Below are 25,450 nucleotides of genomic sequence, written 5' to 3'. Positions count from 1 at the left end.
CATGCCTGGTTGTCGCTCCAGGTCATTGAACGCGCACTGATCCCGCTGTTCATCCGACGCTCAGAAAGGCTCAGATCCCCATCCCGGCCTGCTTCGCCAGCTGCACGCCCTGCACCCGCCAGCCATTGGCTTCCTCGGCCAGCATGTAGATGGCTTCATAGAGGCTCTGGTCGTTGCCGACGAACTTCACCTCCTGCGCTACCGCCTTGTCGCCGAGCTTCTGGAACCTGCCGAAGCTATGCGAGCGCGACTCCATGATCGGTGCGTAGCCCGCCGTGACGATGGCGTTGAAGAACGCCTCAGCGCTCGGGAAGCTCACCTGAAAGCCGGCGCCGGCATAGCTGAATGCCGCCGGCGCATCCTTGGTCCGGAAGGCTTCGATCTGGCTGTCGATCACGCTTTGCCACGGCTCGGGCGCCACCGCCTCGGCAGGCTGATCCTGGGCTCGCGCCCCCGGGCCAACCATCAGGAATGCCGTCAGCACCACGGCCAGCAGTAGCTTCAATGTCGTCGCGAACGATCCCATAATCCCAACTCCCCAGCGGCAGCGGCGGGTTTCGCCACACGATGGCCTTCAAATCGTACCCGCTTCACCCCTTTAGCAACGAAACATCCGCGCATTCAGCGGGCCTTATCACTGCGTTGTGATCGGAGTCAGCGAGTCCTCATGTCGCCCACCAAGCTTCCCCGGCCGAAGCGGCCGCCTCTACGCCTGCCGTTGTTCCGCAATGCCCTGAGTGCGGCGACTGCCATCTCGTTCTCACTTACCTTCGTCGGAGCCGGCATCGCCCTGCTCCTCGGCCTCATTCCGCCTCGTGCCATCGTAGGCGGCGGCGAGATCGATACCGCCGTGGTGCTGCTGTTCGTGCCGCTGTGCGCCCTCATCCTCGCGATCCTCGTCGAAGTCGTCCGCGCCACGCTGCGCGAAGGGCTGCAATCGCCCAAGGCCCGCCAGTCCAATCCGCTGGCCGCCTGGAAGCCCGGGCACGGCGAAGGCTGAACGGCGTAATTTCAGCGCGTTTCGCGCCCCCCCGTTCATCTTCCCGTTAGTTGGGCTAGTTTAGAAGCCGGTGACGCTCGCTTCGGGCCGTACCCCCGCGCCGTGTCTTTCGTTCACCCAAGGTGAACTGAGGGCGCGGCGTCTCATGATTTTCGACTGAGGAAACCGACATGACCCGTACCGCTTCTGCCCCGCTCGGCCGCCGCCTGCGTCCGATGCGCGCCTTCCTGCTCGGCACCGTGTTTGCCGGTGTCGCGTTCACCGGCGCCTCCGCCGAAACGCTTTCGGTCACCGGCATCGAGATCAAGGGCGCCACCGGCACGATGTACGACATCGCCGTCCCCACGGTGGAAGTGGTTGATGGCAACATCAACGAAGGCGCGGTGCGTGGCCTGTTTACCGGCGCCCCGGGCGCACTCGATGCGCTGGCCAGCCTCGATGCCACCTCGCTGAGCATCCCTGAACTCAGGATGACCAGCGACCTGGGCGAAGGCGCCGGCACCCTCGTCATTACCTATCGCGACATCGCCCTCAACAACATCGCCGATGGTGTCGCTGCCAGCGCAAATGTTGGCTCGGCCGACCTGACCGGCCCCGGGAACCTCACCGCCACATTCGGCGAGATGTCGACCAGCCGCTTCGACCTCGCCGGCCTGCTCGGCTTTTATGGCCTGACCAGCACCGCCACCGCCGGCACCGAGATGAAAGAGGTCTATTCCGACTTCAAGTTTTCCGGCGGCAGCCTCAAGGGCGGCGACGTGGTCAACTGCGATTTCGGCGCCGCCGAACTCGGCAGCTTCAGCGCCCGCCCGCTCAAACAGTCGATGACCGAGATCAACGCCCTCGTCATGGAAGCCGAGGCCGCCCAGAAGGCCGGCACCGAGGTGGCGCCCGAAACCGTCGACAAGCTGGTCCGCTTCTACGCCGATATGTTTACCGCCTTCTCGTCGACGCCGATGACCTTTACGGGCTTCAGCTGCGCGGGCAAGGACGACAAGGGCAACCCCCTCACCGTTGCCTCGGGCCCGATCACCGTCGGCGGCTTCGAGCCGGCCATCTATCCGCCGATCTCGCTCGACGATTTCGACATGACGGTCGAGAACGATGGCTTCGTGAAGTTCGGCAACTTCACCTGGAAGAAGATGGATTTCTCCGCCGCCATCGCGGCCATCGAGGCAGCCGTCAAGCTCGATGAAGCCTACTTCACCACCAATTGGCGGAAGCTGGTTCCGGCGCTCGACGGCATGAGCCTGGCCAATCTGTCGATCGACGTGCCCGATCCGGAATCCTCGGGCAAGCGCATCACCGGCACGCTCGGCGCCTTCGACGCCACGCTGGGCAACTATGTCAACGGCATTCCCGCCGACATTTCGTTGAACCTCGCCAACTTCATCCTGCCGATCACCGCCGAGATGACCGATCTGCCGGTCGCCGATCTCTTGGCCCGCGGCGTCGACAAGCTCGATATCTCGCTCGGCACCAAACTCGCCTGGGACAAGGCGTCGTCCACCATCAAGGTCGATGACGTGCTGATCGACCTGGGCGCGCTCGGCCGTGTCAACCTCTCGGGTACCTTCGGCAACGCCACCGAGGCGCTGTTTGCCGACAATACCGACGCCGCTACCATGGCAGCCATGATGCTGACCCTGCGCGACGTGACCATCGAGGTCGAGGACCGCGGCATGGGCTCGCTCGCCTTCGCCGCCGGCGCCAAGGAAGCCGGCCAGTCCGAGGCTTCGTTCCGCACCGCCGTCGCCGGCATGGCGCAGGGTATGACCCTGGCCTTCCTCGGCAACACCACCGAAGCCCTCACCGCGGCGCAGCAGCTCGGCACGTTCCTCAGTGGCGCGTCGCATCTGAAGCTCACCATCACCGCCAAGGACGAAGCCGGCATCGGTCTCGCCGACCTCGCTGCCGCCGAGACCAACCCGGCGGCGCTGGCCGGAAAGCTCAACGTCGTCGCCGAAGCCAGCGGCGAGCCGGTCGAACTCCCCGTGGTCAACGCTCCTGCCCCGACCACCCAGGACGAAAAGCGCGACCTCAAGGCCCCCGCCGCGCAGTAGTCACTGCACTGCACCCTCCGGGCACCTCCCCCCTTGTGGGGGAGGCTGGGAGGGGGAGTCCGCGCTCGGGCGCCCCCTTTTCCACCCTCCGACCCTTACTCTTGTCACCTCCTCACCTGTGGCGCACTATGGCCGCCTGAGAGGAGGACTGACGATGCAAGTCGAGACTATCCTTCAATCCAAGGGCCACACCGTATTCACGGTGGAAGCCGGTGCGCCGCTCTCCGAAGCGGTGCGGATCCTGAACAGCAAGAAGATCGGTGCCGTGGTCGTCGTCGACGCCAAGGGCAAGGTTGCGGGCATCCTCAGCGAGCGCGACGTGGTGCGTCACCTCGAAAAGGACCCTATCGCGGTGCTCGCCGGCCCCGTCCGCAACGTCATGACCAGCAAGGTCATCACCTGCACCTCGGCCAGCTCCGTGTCGGACCTCATGGAAACCATGACCCGCCACCGCATCCGCCATATCCCCATCGTCGAGGCCGGCAAGCTCACCGGCATCGTCTCGATCGGCGACGTGGTGAAGCGCAAGATCGAAGAGACTGAACAGGAAGCCAACGCGCTGAAAGAATACATCGCGTCGTAGCCGCTCCCTGCCGCCGGTATCAGCCCCAAGCTCGATGCCCCACCTCCCCCTTGACGGGGAGGCAAGCGAAGCTTGGGAGCGAAGCGACCTAGCGCAGCTCGGAGCGGGTGCGCGGCGGGCACGATGCTTACGATCTACCCCATGTGGTCCGAAGGCCCATACACCATCGTGCACCCTGCACACCCCACCCATCCCTCCCCGTCAAGGGGAGGGTGTCCGCCGGTGAGCTTTGGACGATCCAGCCCCAAGCTCGATCCCCACCTCCCCCTTGACGGGGGAGGCAAGCGAAGCTTGGGAGCGAAGCGACCTAGCGCAGCTCGGAGGGGGTGGGCGGCGGGCCCGATGCTTGCGATCACCCCCCCGTGATCCGAAGGCCCATGCACCATCGTGCACCCTGCACACCCCACCCCATCCCTCCCCGTCAAGGGGAGGGTGTCCGCCGGTGAGCTTTGGGCGATCCAGCCACAAACTCGATCCCCACCTCCCCTCGACAGGGGAGGCAAGCGAAGCTTGGGAGCGAAGCGGAGGGGGTGGGCGGCGGGCACGATATTTCCCAAGCTGCCTTTCCAACCTTGCCGCGATTTCATCTTGCCGCAACACCCCGGCAAGCCGACGCAGCACATCCTCACCCCGTTGCCACTCACCGATGGGAGACTTCGATGACCCCGACCCGCGCCACCATCCTCGCCGCCCTCGTTGCCGCGCTTGGCCTCACCGCCATGAGCCCGGCTTTCGCCGCCGGTCCCGATCGCCCACGCAATGACAGCCGCACCCTTGAGTTCCGCCGCGATGCCGCCGGTGGCGCCTTCCGTTTCGCCGAGTTCTCCTGCAACCCGCGCGCTGCCGACCGACTGGAGAGCCGCCTCGACCGCATGGCCAGCAAGCTCGACCTGAGCAAAGACCAGGAAAAGCTGTTCGAGGATTTTCGTACCACTGCGCTGACCGCGCAGACCGATTTCGCCGACCAGTGCGACACCATGCGCCCCGGCAAGACTGCTAACCGAAACGAGCGCCCGGACCTGATCCAGCGCCTCGAGCAGCGCCTCAAATTCGATGAAGCCCGCCTTGCCGCGATGAGCGAGCTGCTGCCACAGTTCAGGAGCTTCTACGAAAGCCTGACCGACACGCAGAAGCGCCAACTCGCCCCGCACCGCCATATGCAGGGCAAGTTCCAGCATCAGGGCAAGCAACTGCCCCATCGCCCCGCCGCTCCCGCGGCCCCCGGTTTGGACGGCTGACCCCAGTCCCGGCCGGTCCGGAGCGTAGTCCCGCGCTCTAGTCCCCAACGCGACCGGCCGCGACGCCGTCCCTCTGAAGCCCCGGCGCCCCTCTCGCCGGGGCTTCTTCGCTCTCGCGGGTGTCCGGTGAACTCCGCCGCCCAGCCACCGGCCTCGCCGTGCCCACCCCCCCGCTTATCCACACGCTGCATTGCCGCGGTCACATCGCTCCGCTAACCATCGATCCTCTCTCCCCGCGAGCGCCACTCATGACCGCCCTGCCTCTCGACACCGACCTGATCCGCGCCGAGTTCCCGGCATTCCGTGAGCCGAGCCTCGATGGCTGGGCCTTTTTCGAGAATGCCGGCGGCTCTTACACCAGCCAGCAGGTGCTCGGCCGGCTCGACCACTATTATCGCGCCACCAAGGTGCAGCCCTACGGCTTCTACCCTGCCTCTCGCGAAGCCGGCGCCGCCATGGATCTGGCGCATCGCCGCATGGCGCAGGCGCTCAATGTCGGCATGGACTGGATCCATTTCGGCCCCTCCACCTCCGGCAACACCTACACGCTGGGCCACGCCTTCGCCGGCTGGCTGAAGCCCGGCGACGCCGTGGTCGTTACCAACCAGGACCACGAGGCCAATGGCGGTGCCTGGCGGCGGCTCGCCGATCGCGGCATCGTCATCCGCGAGTGGCAGGTCGATCCGGTCACCGGTCATCTCGACCCGGCGGCGCTCGACAAGCTGCTCGATTCGAAAGTGCGCGCCGTCTGCTTTCCGCACGCCTCCAACATCGTGGGCGAGATCAATCCGGTGCACGAGATCGTGCAGAAGGCCAAGAGCTACGGCGCCATCACCGTGGTCGACGGCGTCTCATACGCGCCGCACGGCCTGCCCGATCTGCTCGAGCTCGGCTGCGACATCTACCTGTTCTCGGCCTACAAGGTGTATGGCCCGCACCAGGGCGTCATGGCGATCCGCCCCTCGCTGGCGTCGGAGCTGCCCAACCAGGGGCACTTCTTCAACGACACCCAGCCGCGCAAGCGCCTCGTCCCGGCTGGCCCCGATCACGCGCAGATCGCCGCCACCGCCGGCGTCGCCGACTATCTCGAGCGCGTCGCCGAACTCGCCGGCGACCGCGTCGAGGGCGCGAACCCGTTCCGCAAGGCGCACACCGCGATGCGCCAGCAGGAGGAAATCCTGCTCGCGCCGCTGATGGAGTTCCTGCGTTCCAAGAACAACGTGCGGTTGATCGGCCCGACCGATCCGGCCAAACGCGCCCCGACCGTGTCGCTGGCGCTTCCCGAACTCGCCGTCGAAGCCGCCGATCGGCTGGCCCACCATAAGGTGATGGCGTCGGGCGGCCATTTCTACGCCTATCGCCTGCTCGAAGCACTCGGCCTCAACCCCGGCCACGGCGTGCTCCGCGTCTCCTTCACCCACTACACCTCGCCCGCCGAGGTGCAGCGGCTGATCGAAGCGCTGGACGCGGAGCTGAAGTAGGCCTTCGGCGCTGATGCCCGCAGTCGAACTCAGCCATAACAGGCCGACGAGCGCACCACCTTGCCTGCCGCATCGAACTCGACCGTCTCGGCCACCAGCTGCCGGTTCTGGTTGCGATAGAGGATGGTAAGGCACTGGTGGCCGGAAAGCACCGCCTCCAGTTCGAAGTGCAGGTCCGGGATCACTGCCAGGCCACCGCGCCAATACTCGCGCAATGCCGCCATGCCCACCACCCGGCCATCGCCGAGCCGTTTCTGCGCGAACGGCGACAGGAACACGATCTCGGGGGCGTAGTGGCTGAGAATGCGGTCGAGGTCCCTGGCATTCCATGCCGCGACCCACTCCTCAGCAAAAGCGTGATCGGCAGAGTTCATTGTCGGTCTCCCATCTCAGTTTATGTCAGCATTGCTGTCATAAATTGAATGGCGAGGCAAGCGGCCATCACGCCGGCTGATCGATCCCATCGAGAAAATCCGTTCGACGCCGGCCCGCGGCTCCGGCTACACAGCGCCGATGTCCCGTCCGCTCGCCGTCCTCCTGCTGCTCATTGCCACCGCGATCTGGGGCCTGGCCTTCGTCGCGCAGAAGGCCGCCATGGCGCATATGGGGCCGCTCACCTTCAGCGGCACGCGCTTCCTGCTCGGCGGCGTCGCGCTGCTGCCCTTCGCGCTCATCGAGCTTCGTCGCAGGGCCCCGGCAGCCGCGCAGTTCACCCCGCGCCTCTGGCTGCAGATCGGCATTCTCTGCATCGCCTTCCTCGTCGGCTCGGTGCTGCAGCAATATGGCCTCGCCCAGACCAGCGTCACCAATTCGGGTTTTCTCACCGCGCTCTACGTGCTGTTCGCCCCGCTGATCGCCTTCCTGGTGCTGCGCACCCGCCCGCACCCGATCATCTACCTGGGCGCGCCGCTCGCCCTGATCGGGATCTTCTATCTCAATGGCGGCCGGCTCGAGAGTTTCAACGCCGGCGATTTGCTGGTGGTGATCAGCGCCGTATTCTGGGGCGGCCATGTCTTCATGCTGGGGCTGCTGAGCCGCGCCACCGGCCTTCCGGTAGTGCTTTCCGCCATCACCTTCATCAGCGTCGGTCTCGTCTGCCTGGTGCTCGCCTTCGGCTTCGAGACCCCCGACTTTGCCGACATCACCGCCGGCTGGGTGCAGATCCTCTATGTCGGGCTGATGTCGACGGCCCTCGCCTTCACGCTGCAGGCCATCGCGCAGCAATATGTGCCGGCCGCCAACGCCGCGATCGTGCTGTCGGCAGAGAGCCTGTTCGCCGCGCTCGGTGGCGCGCTGCTGCTGGGCGAGCGCCTGCCGCCCATCGGCTATGCCGGCGCGGCGCTGATCCTGTTTGCGATCATCCTCGTCGAAGCAGTCCCGGCACTGCGGCAGCGCCGGGATGCTGAGGCGACCTGACGGCTACTACTGCACCCGCGTCAGGGTGATCTCGCGGCACACCACGATATAGGCGCAGGCCTTGACGTTCATGGTGTTGGCGCCCTTCAGCGTCAGTGTCGCATCGCCGGTCTGGCCGAACAGGCTGAGCTTGCCCTTCCAGCGGCCCTGCCCGCTCGGCTTGGCCTTGTCGATCAGGTAGGTGTTGAGGTAGGGCCGGTTCTTGTCGCTATCCATGTTGCCGCGCAGCGCCACCACCTTGATGCAGAGCTGGGCATTGTCCTTGCCGCACATGCTCATCTCGTAGTCGGAGTTCTTGTCCGGCCGCCACATGCCGGTGACGTCGACGCCCTGCGCGAGGCTCGGCGCAGCCATTGCCGCCGCCATCGCCAACCCCAATCCAGCCTTCCAGAAGATCTTCATTTGCCTCTCCAGCAGCCCTGCCCGCAGCATTTCGCTACGGCGCGATAATGTCGCCAATATGAAACTGTTCGTCATCTGCTTGTCACGTCGCGTCAATAGCTTGCGGGTGTCCGGAACGTCCCCCATTGTTCCGGCCTAGACCCGGTTGCACCCGCCACTATCGGCAACCGGACGGTCCTTATGAGCAGGACATCGCCGCCAACTCGTATGTCCTGCGCCGAGCCCCAATTCGGCATTCTAGTCGGCCGCCCCCGCCAGGCGGCCGATTTTTTGTTGAGAGCGACCGATTGGCCTCGCCGCCGTCTTCCGCCTGCGGCATGAACGGCAAATGGCCAAGCTCTACTTCTCCTACTCGGCGATGAACGCCGGCAAGTCGACCCTGCTGCTCCAGGCATCCTACAACTATGTCGAGCGCGGCATGCGCACGCTGCTGTTCACCTCGTCGCTCTATGCCGAAGGCGATGTCGGCCGCATCACCTCGCGGCTCGGCATTGCCGCCGACGCCGAGATGTTCAACGGCGAGGACGACCTGTTCCAGCGCGTCAACGACCATATCCAGGAATCGAAGGTCGATTGCGTCTTCGTCGATGAGGCGCAGTTCCTCACTGCCGACCAGGTCTGGCAGCTGGCCCGGGTCGCCGACCGGCTCGATGTGCCGGTGATGTGCTATGGCCTGCGCACCGATTTCCAGGGCAAGCTGTTCCCCGGCTCCTCCGAACTGCTCGCTGTTGCCGACGAGTTGCGCGAAGTGCGCACCATCTGCTTTTGCGGTCGCAAGGCCACCATGGTGGTGCGCCGCGATACCGAAGGCGGCGCGCTGACCGAAGGCAACCAGGTGTCGATCGAGAAATCGGTCTATGTCTCGCTCTGCCGCCGCCACTGGGAAGAAGAAATCGGCCGCTGGCCGCCGAAAGGACCCCGCGCATGACCACGGAAACCTCCATCACCGAGCCCAAGGGCGCGCTCACCATCCGCACCCTCGCCATGCCGGCCGACACCAATCCGGCTGGCGACATCTTTGGCGGCTGGGTGCTGAGCCAGATGGACATTGCCGGCTCGATCTGCGCCGTCGAGCGCGTCCAGGGACGCGTCGCCACTGTCGCGGTCGAAGCCATGACCTTCATCGCGCCGGTAAAGGTGGGCGATGTCCTCTGCGTCTACACCTCGATCGAGCGGGTCGGGAACACCTCGATCACCATCGCCATGGAAGCCTGGGCCCGCCGCAACCGCCTCGCCGACCGGGTCAAGGTCACCGAGGGCCGCTTCGTCTATGTCGCCCTCGACGAGCACGGCCAGAAGCGCGTCATTCCGCGCTGAACCCCAGCGCCGTTCAGCACCCGTTCAGCCCCAAACCTGCAGGGTCCTCGGCATCCGTCCCGGGATGGGTGGCCTCTTCCCCGGGACGATGAGGGAGGCGCTGCGCGAGGGATTCCGCGCGGCGCCTTTCCCGCGCCAAGACCCTTGGCCCCGTCCAGGCCCCAAACTCGATGCCCACCTCCCCCTCGACGGGGGAGGCAAGCGAAGCTTGGGAGCGTCAGCGACCTGGCGCAGCTCGGAGGGGGTGTGCGGAGCCACGAAGCTCGTGGCTGCCTCAGCTTTTCATCCTGAGAACCCAAGCCAAATCGTGCGCGCTGCACACCCCTCCCCATCCCTCCCCGTCAAGGGGAGGGTGTCGGCCGGTGCTTGCGGCTAGACCCAGCCCCAGACTCGATCCCCACCTCCCCCTCGACGGGGGAGGCAAGCGCAGCTTGGGAGCGTCAGCGACCTAGCGCAGCTCGGAGGGGGTGCTCGGAGCCATGGTGTTTGTGGCCGCCCCCTCCACCAGCTTCGCTGGTCCCCCTCCCCCGCCCCGCGGGGGAGGATCACCGCGTGTCCGGCGCTCAGCCCGCCAACTTTCCCCCACCCTGTTGCCGGCTCACCCTTCCAACTGTCATGCACCGGCGCTACGCTTCGCCTCTGATATTTGGTACGGGGCATTTTTCGATGAAGCAGTTGCTTGCCTGCCTGTCTCTCCTCGCCACGCTGGTGCTCGGCGCGACCGCCGCGACGGCGGCGCCGGTGGGCACGCCCGCCTGGTCGGTTCGTCCGCTCACCCTGTTCGAGGGGCCGGGCAAGAACTACGACGTCACCGGTGAAATCGACGCGGCGGTCCGCATCTATGTCGATCGCTGCTCCAAGCAATGGTGCCGCGTCCATGCCGGGCGCGAAGCCGGCTGGACCAAGCTCTACGACATTGCCTTCGGCAAGGTCCTTCGCCACCCCTGGCAGCTTGCTCCGATCCCCTACAACTGGGGCGGTCCTGGCATGGTCTGCCTGTATGAGGGCCACAACTTCACCGGCGCTTCGTTCTGCGCCAAGGCCGGTACCCGGGTGCGCGACTTCCTGCTGCTCGACGCCGACAACCGCTATTCGTCGGTCCGCATCGAGGGCAATGTTTCGGTCGACCTCTGCCGCGACCGCGACTTCCACTCCTATTGCGAGCGTGTCAACGAAAGCCAGACAAGCCTGCACGGCTTCCTCGACAACAACGTGAGCGCGATGCAGGTCTACTGAACCCGGCCCACGGTCAGTCAGTAACAACGGCCCGTCGCCTCTCCGGCGCGGGCCGTTTGCTTTTGCATTTCAGTCGATTTCGCCTCGAATCGCGAATATTGCTGTTCTTCGGCAGCATTCAGCGCGGCCGATCGAGCCACGCTGAACTCGCGCCGCGGCACCGGCCCCGGCGCCGCCCATCAGGGAACATCATCATGAAGCGTCTCCACCTCGTCGCCGCCGCAGCGCTGGCCGCGCTTGTCGGGCTTGCCGCCGCGCCTGCCTTCGCCGCCCCCAATGCCCATGTGCTGCAGGATTCCAACGTCCGCAAAACCGCCAACCCGAACTCCCCGGTGGTCAATTCCGTCGCAGCCGGCCAATTGGTCACCGTGCTCGATTGCCAGGGCCCCGCGTGCCTGATCCAGATCCCCGGCCCCGATGGCTGGGTGCGCCAGAACCGGCTCGGCGGCCTCAACAAGGGCAAGCCCGCCTCCAACGTGCCGTTCAGCTTCAGCTTCGGCGTCGGTGGCGATGGCAAGCCGTCGATTTCCATCGGCATCGGCAACCAGCCCAAGCCGCAGCCGCTGCCCGAGCCGGTCGAGGACGACCAGGTCTGTTTCTACAAGAACGCCAACTTCAACGGCCCGAGTTTCTGCGTCGAGCCCGGCGACAGCGACGATGCGCTGGGTGGCAGCTGGAACGACTCGATCTCCTCGATCGAGGTGTTCGGCGATGCCGACGTGCTGGTCTGCCGCGACTTCGACCTCGAAGGCATCTGCGCCGATATCAGCTCGTCCAAGGCCTCGCTGCCCAAGCAGCTGAACAACGCCATCTCGTCCTACGAAGTTAACTGACGCTTCACCATGCTCTGTGCCGAACGCCGCCCCCTGGGGGCGGCGTTTGCATTTTAGGCGCAATCGACACGAATGCATGGAACTCCCTTGCGTTGCGGCCGTTTCGGCCTCGCGGCGACAACCGACAAATGCCCGAAGCGTCACAAAGAGAGGACTATCCATGCATCCCATCAAACTGGCAGGAGCCGCCACAGTGCTGCTCGGCTCGCTGTTTTTCACCGGCGCGGCCAATGCCGCCGTCGCCACCAGCACCGTCAATGTCCGCGCCGCGCCGGTGAATGGCGCCGTGGTCGACGTGCTGCGCCCCGGCCAGCAGGTCGAGATCGATCGCTGCACCGGCGGCTGGTGCTATGTGATCAAGCAGGGCCCGGATGGCTGGGTCTCGGCCAGCTACCTCAGCGACGACGATTCCGGCTTGGACGATGAGGACGATGTCGATACCCGCGTCATCGTTCCCGATCGCCCGGGTCCGAGCCGTCCCGATGTCGATGTGAACATCGGCTTCAACGTTCCCGGTTTCAGCTTCCAGATCGGTTCCGGTGGCTTTGACATGCGGCCCGGCCGTCCCGGCGGCAGCCGCGACCGCGTCTGCTTCTACGAGAACACCAATTTCCGCGGCTACAGCTTCTGCGCCCGCCCGGGCGAACGCCTGGCCCGCCTCGGCCGTTGGGATGACTCGATCCGTTCGATCGAAGTTCGCGGCGATGCACAGGCTCAGGTGTGCGAGCGCGCCAACTTCAACGGCCGCTGCATCGTGATCTCGCGCAGCGTCGGGAACCTGCGCGGCGCCAACGACAACATCAGCTCGATCCGCGTCCGGTAAGCCCGCGGCGACACCTTGTCGTGAGCTCAATACCTGCCCCCGGGGGTGATACCTCCCCGGGGGCATTGTTTTTGCTTCATGAACGGTTTCTGCAACCTGCATTCAGCGCCCTGTCAGCTTGGATGTGATCGAGTGCTCCTACGCTGCTCGACGCAGCACTGAGGGGGCGCATCTCAGGTCATTTCTCCAATCGAGCCGCGACGCTCGATAGCCCGTGAGGCGGGGCGCCTCCCCTCCCTCACGACGCGGACCCGGCCCGCCGCACGGTGCCGGGTCCGCGACCTCCCGGCGTCACTACATCCCGAGAGTCATCACGCCCTCGCATATCCTGGCTGACAGGCCGGCGCGGCAAGGGCACCCCTTGCCTGTCCGGCGCTGCTGGCCGGCCTTGCCACCCTCCTCCCAGCGGGCTGGTCGCGGTCAGCGTCGTCGCATCCCACCCGGCTTGACAGCTGCCAGTTCGCAGCGTATTCAACACATACGTTGATCAACACGGATGTTGAATATGCCAGCCGTTGCTAACGACCCGCTCAGTAACACACTCTCAGCCCTCGCCGATCCAACGCGCCGGGCCCTGCTGGCCCGGCTGAGCGAAGGCGAGGCCACGGTCAACGAGTTGGCCGAACCGTTCGACATCACCCTGCAAGCGGTATCGCGCCATCTCAAAGTGCTCGAATCCGCCGGGCTGATCAGCCGCGGCCGCGAAGCGCAGTGGCGGCCCTGCAAACTCGAGACCGCGCCACTGCAGCAGGTTGATGGCTGGCTCGCCCGCTACCGCATGTTCTGGGAAGGCAGCTTCGACAAGATGGGCGCCTATCTCGAAGAGATCACCAAGGGAGACGAGAATGGCCGCAAGAACTGAAGCCCTGAAGCTGCGCGACGACGAGCTGTTCATCACCCGCAGCTTCGATGCGCCGCTGTCGATCGTCTGGCGCATGTGGCAGGAGCCCGAGCACATGATCCGCTGGTGGGGCCCGGAAGGCTTCACCGTCACCGACCTGAGCTCCGACTTCCGCCCCGGCGGCGCCTGGCGAGTGGGCATGACGTCGTCGATGTTCCCCAAGAGCTGGTCGAGCGGCGAGTATCTCGAAATCGAGCCGCACAGTCGCATCGTCCTCAGCTTCGCCTGGGACGACAATTCCGGCGAAACCGTGCCGACCACCATTACGGTGCAGTTCGAGGAACGCGCCGGCCGCACCACCCAGCACTTCCACCAGACCCCCTTCACCTCCGTCGCCTCGCGCGACAGCCATGTCGGCGGCTGGAACTCGCTGTTCAACAAGGAAGAAAAGTACGCCGCGGCTTTGGCCAAGGGCGTGCAACTGCCGCAGCTGACCTGACCTCATCGCCGGCGCGGGCTGACCCCCGCCCCTGTCCCTTCCCCTCGGGGCGACCCCTCGTCGTCCCCACAAGGGGGAGGGAGACCAAAACACGCCCGCCAGTGGAAGCGTCGCCGTCCCCTCGGGGCGACCTCTCGTCGTCCCCCTATTTGCCGGGAGGGGACAGGGGTGGGGGTACACAGCCACCGGCCGTTCATCAGACAAGGATTCCCCCAAGAATGCTCCTCGCCAACAAGACCGCCATCATCCACGGCGCCGCCGGCAAGATCGGTTCTGCCACGGCCCGACAGTTCGCCGCCGACGGCGCTCGCCTGTTCCTCGCTGGCCGCACCCTGGCCAAGGTCGAGGCGCTGGCTGCGGAACTCAACGCTGCCGGCGGCGCCGCCGAAGCCGCCGAAGTCGATGCCCTCGACGAAGCCGCCGTCCGTGCGCACGCCGATGCCGTCGCCGCGAGCGCCGGCCGCATCGATATCAGCTTCAACGCCATCTCGATCTTCGGCCACCTGCAGGGCACCCGCCTCATCGACATGAAGAGCGAAGACGTCCTCACCCCGATCAATGCCGGCGTGCGCACTCACCTCTATTCCGGCGTCGCCGCCGCGCGGCACATGGTGAAACAGGGCTTTGGCGTCATCCTCACCCTCTCCTCCACCGGCGCCCACCTGTCGGGTCGCGATCAGATGGAACACTCGGCCGGCGGCTTCGGCATCGCCTGCACCGCCATCGAGGCGCTGTCGCGCACCCTTGCCGCCGAACTCGGACCACACGGCATCCGCGTGGTCTGCCTCCGCTCCGAAGCCATCCCCGAAACCTGGCCGGCGGCCCCCGAGCACGCCGAACTGGTGCGCGAGATCAAGACCTACATGACCGCGGGCACCATCCTCGGCCGCATGACCACGCTCGCAGAGGTCGCCAACGCGGCCGCCTTCGCCGCGTCCGACCGCGCCACGGCGATCAGCGGCGCCATCATGAACCTCACCTGCGGCTCGGTGCTGGATGCCGATTGACTGACTGCTCCGCATTACTCGTCGTTGCAAATACTACGTCGCAACGGCGTTGCTAGTGACAATTTCTGCTGCCATGATCCGCCCCGACTATTCTGTTATTCTCTGAATATTCAGCCACGGGGCGGATGCGATGGGTGACAGCTGGCAGAACGTCGTGCTGCGGAACATGCATCCGAAGCTGAGGATGTTTTCCAACTGCAACGCCGATGTCAGCTCCGCCAAATCGGAGGTGCAACCGGCGCTGCGTGTCACCACCGAGGCATTGGCCGCCTCCACTCCGCCCCTCGCCACTGCGCTGGCCCCCGCCGATGCACCGGCCCACGGCACCGCCAAACAGCATGGTGTCGACGTGCTGGCCCAGCGCGAGGCCGTCGAGGTCAGCGTCTTCGTGCGCGCCAGCGGCAGCCTGCCGCCAGTCCCGGGCCAGCAGACCCTGCGCGGCATGGGCACCCGAAGGATGACGCTCGACGAGGCCTATGACCTGGCGCGCGATGGCAGCACCATCTTTGTCGAACCTGCCGACGCGTTGAAGCGCCCCCGCGCCATCAAGGGCAGCACCGGCAGGGCCGCCCCTGCCCCGCGTGCGCCCGGCGCCACCGCCGCCGAGCTCGGCGATGGCGCCGGCATGCTGATCGGTATCATCGATGTGGAAGGGTTCGACTGGGCCCATCCGGATTTCCTCGACGGCAATGGCCAGACCCGCTTCGTCAGCATCTGGGACCAGGGCGCCAGGGAGGGCCGCAACCGCAAGGGCATGAAGCGCGGCCGCGTCATCACCGCCGCCGCCATGCAGGCCGCCCTTGCCGGCGCCGGGGCGGTGCACGTCTCACCGCACGATCTCGAACCGCAGTCGCAGATGGTGGTCGGCGCGCACGGCACGCATGTCGCCTCGATCGCCGCCGGCAACACGGGTCTTTGCCCCAAAGCCGATATCGCCGCCGTGCTGATCGCCCTGCCGGAAGGCGAGTTGGACCGGCGCACCTCGTTCTACGATTCTACCAGCCTGCTCGATGCCGTCTATTACCTCCTCGATCTGGCCGGCGAGCGGCCGATTTCGATCAATGTCAGCCTCGGCACCAACGGCCACGCCCATGATGGCTCGAGCATCCTCGATCGCTGGATCGATGCCCTGCTCACCGAGCCCGGCCGGTCGATCGCGATCGCCGCCGGCAATGCCGGACAGGAACGCCCCGAAGCGCCTGACGATCTCGGCTACATGACCGGCCGCATCCACGCGAGCGGCAAGATCGACGCCCAGGGGCTCGACCACATCCTCGAGTGGCAGGTGGTGGGCGACCGGATCAAGGATGCCTCGGAGAACGAGCTCGAGGTCTGGTATGAGCCGCAGGATCGTTTCGCCATTTCGATCCGCCCGCCCGATGGCGACTGGATCGGCCCGATCCTGCCCGGCGAGTACCTCGAAAACTACCAGTTGCACGATCGAACGCTGATCAGCGTCTACAACGAGCTGCACCACCCCACCAACGGCGCCAACTACATTGCCGCTTACCTCACGCCGTTCTTCGGCGATGTCATCGTCGGGGTCCCCGCCGGCACCTGGCAGGTCAGGCTGCACGGGCTGGTTATCCGCGATGGCGCCTTCCACGCCTGGATCGAGCGCGACGATCCGGCGGATCTGGGCGACGGCAACTACTTCTGGCCCTCGTTCTTCACCGAGGCCTCGCTGGTCGATACCTCCTCGGTCAGCGCCCTCGCCTGCGGGCAGCGCATCATCTCGGTGGCCAATCTCGACGAGGTCCGGCGCCGCGCCCACATCACCTCGAGCCAGGGGCCGACGCGCGATGGCCGCCCCAAGCCCGATATCACTGCCCCCGGCACCGATATCGTCGCCGCCAACGGCTTCGGCGATCCGGGCGAACCCTGGATCAGGATGACCGGCACCAGCATGGCTAGCCCCTATGTCACCGGCGTCGTCGGCCTGATGCTCGCCGCCGAGCCAACGCTGACCGCCGCGCAGATCCTTGGCATCATCAGGGCGACGGCCCGGCCGCTCGCCGGCGCCACCTATCAGTGGGCGAACGATCTCGGCTTCGGCGTGATCTCGCCGGTCGCCTGCGTCGCCGAGGCGAAGCGGGCCCTGGTTCGGACCGAGCTGGGGGCACCGCGACCGGCCGTGCCTGAAGCAGTGATCGCCGCGGGCGTGCCGCTTGCCACCGCGGCCGGGCGCGAGGCGGCGCCGGGCCCCCGGCAGCCCCGTCGCCCACCCTCGAGGATCGCCTCATGAAGATCACCCTGCTGCCGTCCGAAAAAGGCGATTGCCTGCTGCTCGAAGCCGGCGCCGTCAGCATCCTCGCCGATGGCGGCATGCCCGGCTCCTACACTTCGGAGGTCCGCGGCTTCCTCGGCAAATGGGCCAAAACCACCAACCGGGATCTTGACCTGGTCTATGTCTCGCATGTCGATCAGGACCACATTGCCGGGGTGCTGCAGCTGCTCGAAGACACCGTGCTTTGGCGGGTGTTCGACCATAAGCAGGCCAACGGCCAGCCGGCCAGCAAACCGGCGTTCAAGCGCCCACCCAAGGTGGCGCGCATCTGGCACAATGCCTTCAAGACCATGGTCGATGACTCCGAAGCCATTGGCAGCGTCCTCGCGGCGCGCGCCAACAGCCTGTCGAGCTCCACCAACCTGTCGCTGCTGCGCCTTGCCGATGCCTTCCGCTCGGTCGCCAACTCGATCCCCGAAGCGATCAAGGTCTCTCGACGCATCGCCGCCGACCAGCTGGCCATTCCGCTCAACGGCGAATTCGGCGGGCTGCTCGCCATGGTGCGCGAAAAGGAAATGATCACGCTCGCCCCCGGCAGCACGCTCGAAATCCGGGTGATCGGCCCGTTCCCGGCCGACCTCGAAAAGCTCCGCAAATACTGGAAGAACTGGCTGGCCGACGCCAAGAACGCCTCGAGCGTCGCCAGGCTGGAAGCCTGGCTCGAGGACAATGAAGGCCCGCTCCCCAGCGGCTTCGGCGTATCGATCGACGACGAACTGGGCCACCGCAAGGATGTTACCGAGCCCAACCTCGCCTCGCTGATGCTGCTGCTTGAAGAGCCCAAGGCCGGCGGCGGCGTCACCCGGGTGGTGATGACCGGCGATGGCCACGCCACCGATATCCTCGCCGGCCTCACCCATCACGGCCGCCTCGCCGATGGCGGCGGCCTGCATGTCGATGTGCTGAAGCTCCAGCACCATGGCTCAGAGCACAATCTCGACCGCAATTTCGCCAGGCGCCTCACCGCCGATCACTACCTGATCTGCGCCAATGGCGAACATGGAAACCCCGATCTGCGGGTGCTCGAAGTGCTGCTCGATTCCCGCCTCGCCGATGACGACCGGCGTTCCCCCAACCCCGAGGCGACAAGGCCCTTCACCATCTGGCTCAACTGCAGCACCGCCTATCTCAACAAGCAGCAGGCCGCTTTCATGGCGGCGAACAAGAACAGGCCGTCATCCAAGATCGCCGAGCGGATCGCCCAATTCACCGCCATCGAGGCGCAGCTCGCCGCGGCCAGGCAGCAAAAGCCCGGGCGGCTGAAGCTCAAGTACCTCAAAGCGTCACCGCTGGTGCTCAAGCTCTGAGGCGCGCCAAGGTGAAACGGGCGCGCTCCCCTCCCCCTTGAGGGCAGGGCTTTCGCATATGGACGGCCACCGGTCTCTCAGTTGTCCTCCACCGCGTAGCGGGGGAGGGGGACCAGCGAAGCTGGTGGAGGGGGCGGCCCCAAATACCGGCGCTTCCCGCCGCCCCCTCCACCGCCTTCGGCGGTCCCCCTCCCCCGTTTCACGGTGGAGGAGCACCGAGAGGCCAGTGTGCGTTACCCATATGCGATAGCCCTCCCCCTTGAGGGGAGGGGCTGGGGGTGGGGGTCCATCGGTGATCACCGCGCCACCCCCACCCTCAATCCCTCCCCTCCCAGCGGACACGTAGCGCCGCGGGAAAGGAGGCGATTCCCTCGCCGGTGGGTGAGAGGCAGGTCGATCCTCCCGTTTCAAATCTGCCGCGAACTGTTCTAGGCTCCGCCTCCAACGCGGAGCCCTCCCATTCCCGACTCCCTGCATATCGGCGGCGCCGTGCATCTCCCGCTGGCGGAGATTTCCATCGACTATATCCGCAGCCCAGGCCCCGGCGGGCAGAACGTCAACAAGGTATCGAGCGCCGCGCAGCTCCGCTTTGACCTGATGGGCTCTGCCTCCCTGCCCGAGCCGCTGAAGCATCGCGCCGCCGCCCTCGCCGGCAGCCGGTTGACCACGGATGGGGTGATCGTCATCACGGCCAACCGGCTGCGCAGCCAGCCGATGAACCGCGACGACGCCATCGAGCGGCTCGTCGCCCTCCTCCGGCAGGCGTTGGTGCCGCCAAAGCCCCGCCGCCCCACCCGCCCGACGCTCGGCTCGAAGCAGCGCCGGCTGGAAGGCAAAGCGCAGCGCGGCGCCACCAAGAAGCTGCGCAGCTCGAAGAGCTGGGACTGAGCCTGAAACGCCCGTCATGGTGGGGCAGCCGAGCCGGCGGCCCGCATCTTGGCCCCCAAGGCCTGCGGCTCGCGTCATAGACCCGCCGCAATTTGCATCCCAATCTGGTTTGCATCATAAACCTGAGCGCGGCCCATGCCCGATCTCGACAAAGCCCTCGCCGACATCGTCGAAATCAAGTCGCGCCTCGCCCAGTCGAGCGAGTTCCTCGGTCTCGGTCCGGCCGCTCTTGCAACGTCGGGCGTCCTCGCCTTCGCCGTTGCGGCCCTGCAGTCGGTGCTGCCGGGTGCCGCCGAACCCATGGCCTATTTCACCGGCTGGGTGCTCACTGCCATCGTCGCCGTGGCGCTGATCGGCGCCGAGATGCTGCGCCGGGCCCAGCGCCATCACGCCGGCCTCGCCGACCAGATGATCCGTGAGGCGGTGCTGAACTTCGTGCCGGCGGGCGTCACGGGCGCGGCGCTGCTGGCCTTTTTCGCCCGCTTCGCCGCCGGGCAGCTGTGGCTGATTCCCGGGCTGTGGCTGATCCTCGTTGCTCTCGGCATTTTCGCAGCCGCCCGCTCGCTGCCCCGCGCCATCGCACTGGCCGGCGCCTGGTACCTGCTCTCCGGCTTCACCGTGCTGCTGCTGGCGGCCGGCGACCATGCCCTGTCGCCCTGGCACATGGGCATCCCCTTCGCCATCGGCCAGTTGCTGGTCGCCGCCATCGTCCACCGCGCTTCGGAGTCCGCCAATGTCCGCTGAGCCCGACGCCCCCTTCGCCTATGACGGGCTCGATCGGGTGATCCACGAAAAGGCCCGCCTCGGCATCCTCACCTCGCTGGCCGGCCGCCCCGACGGCCTCGCCTTCAACGATCTGCTGCGGCTGTGCGGCCTCACCCAGGGCAACCTCAGCCGCCACCTCACCGTGCTGCAGGAGGCCGAACTCGTCACCATCCACAAGGGCTATATCGGTAACCGACCGCTGACCGAAATCCGCCTGACAGCCGCCGGCCGCCAGCGTTTTCTCGACTATCTGTCGGTGCTCGAACGCGTGGTCCGCGATGCTTCGGCGCGGGCGGAGCAGGTCGGGCCGGGCAAGGCGCAGCCGGCGTGATGAGGGTGCTGACTGAGAGAGACGGCCCCCTCCCATCCTCCCCCATGAAGGGGGAGGTGCCCCGCCTGTTCTTTGGGCACGACCAAGCCACAAACTCACCTTCACCTCCCCCTTCATGGGGGAGGCCGGGAGGGGGCCGTCTCTCTCGGTAAAACCACCAACCCGTAACCATCACCTGACCAATTCCTGTTCGCACCCACGAGGTTTACAATGCAAACCACTCCCAACCACAAACTCCACGTCGCGATCATCATGGACGGCAATGGCCGCTGGGCCGAAGCGCGTGGGCTGCCCCGCCCGGCCGGCCACCAGGTCGGCGCCGACACGGTGCGCGCCATCGTCCGCTCGGCCATCGCGCGCGATATCGGCGCGCTGTCGCTCTATGCCTTCTCCACCTACAACTGGCGCCGCTCCGAGGCGGAAGTCGCCGGCATGATGGCGCTGCTCCGCCACTTCCTGCTGGTCGAGGCGCGCCAGCTGCGCGACGCCAATGTCCGCATTTCCATCCTGGGCCGCCGCGATCGACTGCCGCTCGGCCTGGTGAAGGCCATTGCTGCCGCCGAACGCAGCACCGCCGCCTGCACCGGGCTGCACCTGCGCGTCGCCATCGACTACTCGGCCCGCGACGCCATCCTCGCCGCGGCGGCAGCCGGCCCCGAAGCCATCGCCGCCGAGCTCGGCACCGAGGATGTCGATTTCCTCATCCGCACCGGCGGCGACCAGCGCCTCTCCGATTTCATGCTGTGGGAATGCGCCCAGGCCGAACTCTACTTCACCCGGGTGAAATGGCCCGACTTCGGCCCCGCCGAGTTCGACGCAGCGCTGGCCGAGTACGGCACGCGAGTGCGCAGCTTCGGGGGAGTGGCCGAGCCGGTTAGGGCGATGGCCAGTTAATGGGGTCACCGGTGCAACGGCTTGAGCGCCCCCTCTCCCTCTGGGGGAGAGGGTTGGGGTGAGGGGGCCTTGCCGCATTCACCGAGCCCGTGGAAGGCCCCCTCACCCGGCCCTTTGGGCCGACCTCTCCCCCAAGGGAGAGGTGGCTCATGGCCGCTGGAACACCTGATAGTACGGCGCCCCCACCCGCTCGAACACCTGGATGTTGAGCCCGCCCGGTGTCGTGTCGTTGCGCAGCGCCCGCATCGCCGTCGCCACGCCGCTGTCGGCGAACAGCCTGTGGCCGGTACCGACGATCACCGGCGCCACCACCAGGCGCAGCTCGTCGACCAGTCCGGCCGCCAGCAGCGAGCGGGCAAGGCTGCCGCTGCCATGAACCTGCAGCTCCCGGCCCGCACGCGCCTTCAGCGCCTCGATCTCCTGCAGCGCGTCGCCGCGCAGCACCGTCACCGGGCCCCATTCCGCCTTCGCCAGCGTTGCCGACGCCACGTATTTCGGCAGCCGGTTCATCAGCAGCCCGATGGCGTCGTCGGGTTTGTTCATCTCCGGCCAGTCGCGCGAAAAGCTCTCATAGGTGCGCCGCCCGAGCAGCAGGCCATCCGCCTGCTCCAGCCATGTCTTCGCCTGCGCCAGGAAGCCCGGCTCGAGATAGGGCACGAACCAGCCGCCGCGCGAAAACCCGTCGCTGCGGTCTTCATCCGGGCTGCCCGGCCCCTGATACACCCCATCCAGCGAGACGAATGTCGTGGTCACCAGCTTCATATGCATACTCCAATGCTTTGCCTTCTGGCTAACTATCAATGCCAGATAGTTAGCGCAATGGCTAAGTGATGCCACAACCAAACACTTAGCCGTTGCGCTAAGCATTATCCGATGCTAGTCGTCGCGCATGCACGCCGGTACCGAACAGCTCGATGGGATTTTCCAGGCTCTCGCCGATCCGACCCGGCGGGCCATCCTCACCCGCCTCGGCGGCGGCCCGACGGCGGTGGGTGAGCTGGCCAAACCGTTCGACATGGCCCTGCCCTCGTTCATGAAGCACATCGCGGCGCTCGAGCAGAGCGGGCTGATCCGCACTGCCAAATCCGGCCGGGTGCGCACCTGCACCCTCGAGCCATCCACCTTCGCTCTGGTCGATGGCTGGCTCAACGCGCAGCGCCGGATCTGGACCGGGCGCACCGACCGGCTCGAGGCCTTTGTGACGAAGGACAGCAAGTGAACCGCAGCTTCGACCCCGAACGCGATCTCAGCATCGAGCGCTTCATCCGCGCACCCCGCGCCGCCGTGTGGAATGCCTGGACCAATCCGCGACAGTTCGAGCAATGGTGGGTGCCGGAGCCGGCCAGGTGCCGCGCCGTCCGCTTCGAAGCCATCCCCGGCGGCCCGCTGGTCACCGAGATCAGCGAGGACGGAGCGGCTTTCGCCCCACATATGGACGCCTGCTTCCTCATCGTCGAGCCGCAGCGCCGGCTGATCTTCACCGACGCCCTGCTCGGCGGTTTCCGCCCGGCGCCTTCGAGCTTCATCACCGCCGAGATCACCCTCGACGAGGCCGAGGGCGGCACCCAGTACACCGCCCACGTCATGCATTCCGACCGCGCCACCCGCGACAAGCACGCCGAACTCGGCTTTCATGACGGCTGGGGCACGGTGATCGGACAACTGGCAAAGTTCGTCGAGGCGCCGACCAGCTGACGGGGGGCAGTCGGGTGAGCGAGAAGGAACCGGCGCAGCCGGTGTGGATCTATGTCGATGTGGTGTGCGACCTGTTCCACCACGGCCATGTCGAGTTCTTCCGCCGCGCCCGGGCGCTCGGCGATCGCCTGGTGGTCGGCCTCGTCGGCGATGCCGATGTCGCCAGCTACAAGCCCCCGCCCATCCTCAGCTTCGCCGAACGCCTCGCCGTGGTCGAGAGCTGCCGCCATGTCGACCGCGTGCTCGACACCCCGGCGCCGCTCCACTGCACCCGCGCCTTCCTCGACAGCATCGGCGCGCATTATGTCTGCCACGGCGACGACATGAGCGAGGAACAGCTGCTGTTCTGGTACGGCGACCTCGCCCGCACCGGCGGCTTGCGCCAGGTGCCCTACACCAGCTCGATCTCCTCCCGAGAAATCGTCAGCCGGGTGGTCGAGCGCTACCGGGCGGGGACGCTGCGGGACAGTTAGGTGGTCCGTGACACTGGCAGTGCCGCCATCGTCCCCTCGCCCCTCTGGGGAGAGGGCTAGGGTGAGGGGCGCCAAGTACACCAGCGGAACGGCTTCCTTAGAGGTGCCAAGCCCCTGAAGAGGCGTGCTTGGCGCCCCTCACCCCGCGATAAGGCCTTCGGCCTCATCGCCGCCCTCTCCCCAAAGGGGCGAGGGGGCGCGGTGGCACCGCCCGCGCGTGAAGCCCTCAATCCAGCGGCTCGTCCCCCTCCCGCTGCTCACCTGCCCCATGCGGCACCGAGCGCCAGACGATCAGCGCCAGCCCCACCAGCGGCGCGCCGATCAGCGGCAGGGCAATGGCGCCCCAGGTGTCGAGCACGACGCCACCAAGCGCCGCCGCCACCGCCATGCCGATCATGAAGGCCGACATGTTGAGCGAGATCGCCACCGGCACGGCGCCCGGTGCAATCTGCGCCATGTGGCTGGCCACGGCGATCGAATAGGTGCGGCCGACAAAGCCTTGCGCCCCCACTGTCAGCATCAGCCCCGGCAGCGCACACCCCGGCGGCAGCCAGGCGAGGCCGAAAAACACCAGCATCACCACGATCACCGCCAGCCCGGCAATGGTGGCGGTGCGGCCGCTGCCCAGCCGGTCGGACATCCGCCCGGCGGTCGCACTGCAGGCCACCGCACCGATGCCGCCGGCCAGCAACACCAGCGGCAGCGCCTCGTAGCCGACGCCCACCGCCGTCATCAGCGCGCCGATATAGACGATCAGCGGCGACGAGCCGATCATGAACAAGAGAGTCGAGAGCAGCGCCCGCCCGACGCCCGGGTTGCGCAGCACCCGCAGCCGGTCGCCGATGCTCAGCGTATCGCCCAGCATGCCGCGCGGCAGCTTGAGATAGAGCGCCGTCGCCGAGAACCCGGCCATGATCGCCAGCATCACATAGACCACGCGCCAGCCGAACTGCGCCGCGATCCAGGCGCCGAGCGGCACCCCGGCCAGCGCCGCGATCGCCTGCCCCATGCTGATCACCTGCATGTAGCGGCCGCGCTTGCCATAGGGCGCCAGCATCGCCGCCGTCGCCATGGCGGTGCCGGTATAGGTGCCGGCCACCACCGCCAGCGCCGTCCGCACCACCACCAGCGTCTCGAACGTGGTGGAGAGCACGATCAGCAGCGCACAGACTGCAAAGCCGAACTCCGAACCGGCAAGAATCCGCCGCCTCCCCACCCCGCCCAGCAGCAGCGCCAGCAGCGGCGGGCCGAACGCATAGGCCAGCGAATAGAACAGCACCACGAGCCCGGCCTGCCCCAGGCTCACCCCGAGGTCGGCGCCGATCAGCGGCAGCAATCCGGCGATCAGGCCCCCTTCGATGGCCCCGACAAACGCCGCCAGCGCCAACCAGTACAGCCGCGAATCCATGTGTCCCCCTCAACTACCATTCTTGTCGGCCCAGGCCGGCCGGGGAAAGGGCAAAACATCCACAACGGCACATCCAATGGTAGCGGTCCCAGCCCCAACCACCGGCCCCCACCTCCCCCTCGACGGGGGAGGCAAGCAAAGCTTGCGAGCGCCAGCGAGCTAGCGGCGCTCGGAGGGGGGTGCGGAGCCCCGATCGTTCTGGAGTCCCAAGCACCATCGAGCCCGCGGCACACCCCACCCCATCCCTCCCCGTCAAGGGGAGGGTGCCGGCTGGTGTTTGGGCAGCCTCCGGCAAGCACCGGCCCCACCTCCCCCTCGACGGGGGAGGCAAGCAGAGCTTGCGAGCGCCAGCGAGCTAGCGGCGCTCGGAGGGGGTGGGAGGAGCCCCGATCGTTCTGGCGGCCCAAGCACCATCGAGCCCGCGGCACACCCCACCCCATCCCTCCCCGTCACGGGGAGGGTGCCGGCCGGTGGGCACCGCTGAATCCACTCCCAAGCACCGGCCCCCACCTCCCCCTTGACGGCAGGGCTATCGCATATGGCTTTCGCACAGGACTCTCGGTGGTCCTCCACCGTGAAACGGGGGAGGGGGACCGCCGAAGGCGGTGGAGGGGGCGGCAGGATACGCCGGTTTTTGGGGCCGCCCCCTCCACCAGCTTCGCT

Annotated in this window: 28 protein-coding genes; 23 read left to right on the top strand and 5 right to left on the bottom strand. The window is 66.8% G+C overall.

What is annotated here, in order from left to right; translation table 11 throughout:
* Positions 1–70: 70 nt before the first annotated feature.
* Positions 71–526 carry a DUF4864 domain-containing protein gene (locus VGV07_RS05135; RefSeq protein WP_326867617.1) on the bottom strand — a complete coding sequence of 152 codons (456 nt, stop codon included), beginning with the start codon at positions 524–526 and terminating at the stop codon, positions 71–73.
* Positions 527–667: 141 nt separating this feature from the next.
* Between VGV07_RS05135 and VGV07_RS05130 the strand changes: the two genes are divergently transcribed.
* The 5 genes from VGV07_RS05130 to VGV07_RS05110 all read left to right on the top strand — a co-directional run bounded on the left by VGV07_RS05130 (position 668) and on the right by VGV07_RS05110 (position 6,365).
* The gene (locus VGV07_RS05130) at positions 668–1,000 is read left to right on the top strand and encodes a hypothetical protein (RefSeq protein WP_326867616.1); all 333 of its coding nucleotides are present in this window, start codon (positions 668–670) and stop codon (positions 998–1,000) included.
* 170 nt (positions 1,001–1,170) lie between these two features.
* A complete protein-coding gene (locus tag VGV07_RS05125) occupies positions 1,171–3,063 on the top strand; it encodes a hypothetical protein (RefSeq protein ID WP_326867615.1) in 1,893 nt (630 codons plus the stop codon).
* Between the two features lie 154 nt (positions 3,064–3,217).
* A complete protein-coding gene (locus tag VGV07_RS05120; protein ID WP_326867614.1) occupies positions 3,218–3,646 on the top strand; it encodes a CBS domain-containing protein in 429 nt (142 codons plus the stop codon).
* Between the two features lie 659 nt (positions 3,647–4,305).
* Positions 4,306–4,884 carry a Spy/CpxP family protein refolding chaperone gene (locus tag VGV07_RS05115; RefSeq protein WP_326867613.1) on the top strand — a complete coding sequence of 193 codons (579 nt, stop codon included), beginning with the start codon at positions 4,306–4,308 and terminating at the stop codon, positions 4,882–4,884.
* 248 nt (positions 4,885–5,132) lie between these two features.
* Complete coding sequence (locus VGV07_RS05110) at positions 5,133–6,365, top strand: aminotransferase class V-fold PLP-dependent enzyme (RefSeq protein ID WP_326867612.1); 1,233 nt, start codon at positions 5,133–5,135, stop codon at positions 6,363–6,365.
* Between the two features lie 29 nt (positions 6,366–6,394).
* Here VGV07_RS05110 and VGV07_RS05105 read toward each other — a convergent pair whose 3' ends face one another.
* Positions 6,395–6,739, bottom strand: coding sequence for a nuclear transport factor 2 family protein (locus VGV07_RS05105; protein ID WP_326867611.1), 345 nt, complete (start codon positions 6,737–6,739; stop codon positions 6,395–6,397).
* Positions 6,740–6,878: 139 nt separating this feature from the next.
* Between VGV07_RS05105 and VGV07_RS05100 the strand changes: the two genes are divergently transcribed.
* Positions 6,879–7,781 (top strand): DMT family transporter, encoded by a 903-nt coding sequence (locus tag VGV07_RS05100; protein ID WP_326867610.1) that lies wholly within the window; start codon positions 6,879–6,881, stop codon positions 7,779–7,781.
* 6 nt (positions 7,782–7,787) lie between these two features.
* Here the strand turns inward: VGV07_RS05100 and VGV07_RS05095 are convergent, their stop codons facing one another.
* A complete protein-coding gene (locus VGV07_RS05095) occupies positions 7,788–8,183 on the bottom strand; it encodes a DUF2147 domain-containing protein (protein WP_326867609.1) in 396 nt (131 codons plus the stop codon).
* Positions 8,184–8,511: 328 nt separating this feature from the next.
* Here VGV07_RS05095 and VGV07_RS05090 point away from each other — a divergent pair, with 328 nt between their 5' ends.
* The 14 genes from VGV07_RS05090 to uppS all read left to right on the top strand — a co-directional run bounded on the left by VGV07_RS05090 (position 8,512) and on the right by uppS (position 21,211).
* On the top strand, positions 8,512–9,111 hold the full coding sequence (locus tag VGV07_RS05090) for a thymidine kinase (RefSeq protein ID WP_326867608.1): 600 nt from the start codon (positions 8,512–8,514) through the stop codon (positions 9,109–9,111).
* Positions 9,108–9,500, top strand: a complete 393-nt coding sequence (locus VGV07_RS05085) for an acyl-CoA thioesterase (protein WP_326867607.1) — start codon at positions 9,108–9,110, stop codon at positions 9,498–9,500. The genes VGV07_RS05090 and VGV07_RS05085 overlap by 4 nt, the downstream gene beginning before the upstream one ends.
* A 666-nt stretch (positions 9,501–10,166) precedes the next feature.
* On the top strand, positions 10,167–10,736 hold the full coding sequence (locus VGV07_RS05080; RefSeq protein WP_326867606.1) for a peptidase inhibitor family I36 protein: 570 nt from the start codon (positions 10,167–10,169) through the stop codon (positions 10,734–10,736).
* Positions 10,737–10,930: 194 nt separating this feature from the next.
* Positions 10,931–11,569, top strand: coding sequence for a peptidase inhibitor family I36 protein (locus VGV07_RS05075; RefSeq protein ID WP_326867605.1), 639 nt, complete (start codon positions 10,931–10,933; stop codon positions 11,567–11,569).
* A 160-nt stretch (positions 11,570–11,729) separates the two neighbouring features.
* A complete protein-coding gene (locus tag VGV07_RS05070; RefSeq protein ID WP_326867604.1) occupies positions 11,730–12,392 on the top strand; it encodes an SH3 domain-containing protein in 663 nt (220 codons plus the stop codon).
* Positions 12,393–12,897: 505 nt separating this feature from the next.
* Positions 12,898–13,254, top strand: a complete 357-nt coding sequence (locus VGV07_RS05065; protein WP_326867603.1) for a metalloregulator ArsR/SmtB family transcription factor — start codon at positions 12,898–12,900, stop codon at positions 13,252–13,254.
* The gene (locus VGV07_RS05060) at positions 13,238–13,732 is read left to right on the top strand and encodes an SRPBCC domain-containing protein (protein ID WP_326867602.1); all 495 of its coding nucleotides are present in this window, start codon (positions 13,238–13,240) and stop codon (positions 13,730–13,732) included. The genes VGV07_RS05065 and VGV07_RS05060 overlap by 17 nt, the downstream gene beginning before the upstream one ends.
* Before the next feature lie 218 nt (positions 13,733–13,950).
* Positions 13,951–14,739 carry an SDR family oxidoreductase gene (locus tag VGV07_RS05055; RefSeq protein WP_326867601.1) on the top strand — a complete coding sequence of 263 codons (789 nt, stop codon included), beginning with the start codon at positions 13,951–13,953 and terminating at the stop codon, positions 14,737–14,739.
* Between the two features lie 130 nt (positions 14,740–14,869).
* Positions 14,870–16,984, top strand: coding sequence for a S8 family serine peptidase (locus VGV07_RS05050; protein WP_326867600.1), 2,115 nt, complete (start codon positions 14,870–14,872; stop codon positions 16,982–16,984).
* The gene (locus VGV07_RS05045) at positions 16,981–18,333 is read left to right on the top strand and encodes a hypothetical protein (protein WP_326867599.1); all 1,353 of its coding nucleotides are present in this window, start codon (positions 16,981–16,983) and stop codon (positions 18,331–18,333) included. Before VGV07_RS05050 ends, VGV07_RS05045 begins: the two co-directional genes overlap by 4 nt.
* Before the next feature lie 459 nt (positions 18,334–18,792).
* A complete protein-coding gene (gene arfB / locus VGV07_RS05040) occupies positions 18,793–19,221 on the top strand; it encodes an alternative ribosome rescue aminoacyl-tRNA hydrolase ArfB (RefSeq protein WP_326867677.1) in 429 nt (142 codons plus the stop codon).
* A 135-nt stretch (positions 19,222–19,356) separates the two neighbouring features.
* A complete protein-coding gene (locus tag VGV07_RS05035; protein WP_326867598.1) occupies positions 19,357–19,965 on the top strand; it encodes a hypothetical protein in 609 nt (202 codons plus the stop codon).
* A complete protein-coding gene (locus VGV07_RS05030; protein WP_326867597.1) occupies positions 19,955–20,317 on the top strand; it encodes a transcriptional regulator in 363 nt (120 codons plus the stop codon). The genes VGV07_RS05035 and VGV07_RS05030 overlap by 11 nt, the downstream gene beginning before the upstream one ends.
* A gap of 210 nt (positions 20,318–20,527) precedes the next feature.
* Positions 20,528–21,211 (top strand): polyprenyl diphosphate synthase, encoded by a 684-nt coding sequence (uppS, locus tag VGV07_RS05025; RefSeq protein ID WP_326867596.1) that lies wholly within the window; start codon positions 20,528–20,530, stop codon positions 21,209–21,211.
* 147 nt (positions 21,212–21,358) lie between these two features.
* Here the strand turns inward: uppS and VGV07_RS05020 are convergent, their stop codons facing one another.
* Positions 21,359–21,973 carry a dihydrofolate reductase family protein gene (locus tag VGV07_RS05020; protein WP_326867595.1) on the bottom strand — a complete coding sequence of 205 codons (615 nt, stop codon included), beginning with the start codon at positions 21,971–21,973 and terminating at the stop codon, positions 21,359–21,361.
* Between the two features lie 127 nt (positions 21,974–22,100).
* Here VGV07_RS05020 and VGV07_RS05015 point away from each other — a divergent pair, with 127 nt between their 5' ends.
* From VGV07_RS05015 to VGV07_RS05005, 3 genes are read left to right on the top strand one after another with little or no spacing between them, the layout of a single operon-like run.
* Positions 22,101–22,430 carry a helix-turn-helix transcriptional regulator gene (locus VGV07_RS05015; RefSeq protein WP_326867594.1) on the top strand — a complete coding sequence of 110 codons (330 nt, stop codon included), beginning with the start codon at positions 22,101–22,103 and terminating at the stop codon, positions 22,428–22,430.
* The gene (locus VGV07_RS05010; RefSeq protein WP_326867593.1) at positions 22,427–22,906 is read left to right on the top strand and encodes an SRPBCC domain-containing protein; all 480 of its coding nucleotides are present in this window, start codon (positions 22,427–22,429) and stop codon (positions 22,904–22,906) included. Before VGV07_RS05015 ends, VGV07_RS05010 begins: the two co-directional genes overlap by 4 nt.
* A 14-nt stretch (positions 22,907–22,920) precedes the next feature.
* Positions 22,921–23,379, top strand: a complete 459-nt coding sequence (locus VGV07_RS05005; RefSeq protein ID WP_326867592.1) for an adenylyltransferase/cytidyltransferase family protein — start codon at positions 22,921–22,923, stop codon at positions 23,377–23,379.
* A 226-nt stretch (positions 23,380–23,605) separates the two neighbouring features.
* Here the strand turns inward: VGV07_RS05005 and VGV07_RS05000 are convergent, their stop codons facing one another.
* Positions 23,606–24,787, bottom strand: a complete 1,182-nt coding sequence (locus VGV07_RS05000) for an MFS transporter (RefSeq protein ID WP_326867591.1) — start codon at positions 24,785–24,787, stop codon at positions 23,606–23,608.
* Between the last annotated feature and the right edge of the window lie 663 nt (positions 24,788–25,450).

The organism is Devosia sp. (assembly GCF_035944845.1).
GTDB lineage: Bacteria > Pseudomonadota > Alphaproteobacteria > Rhizobiales > Devosiaceae > Devosia_A.
This window is presented reverse-complemented; position numbering and strand designations above follow the sequence as displayed.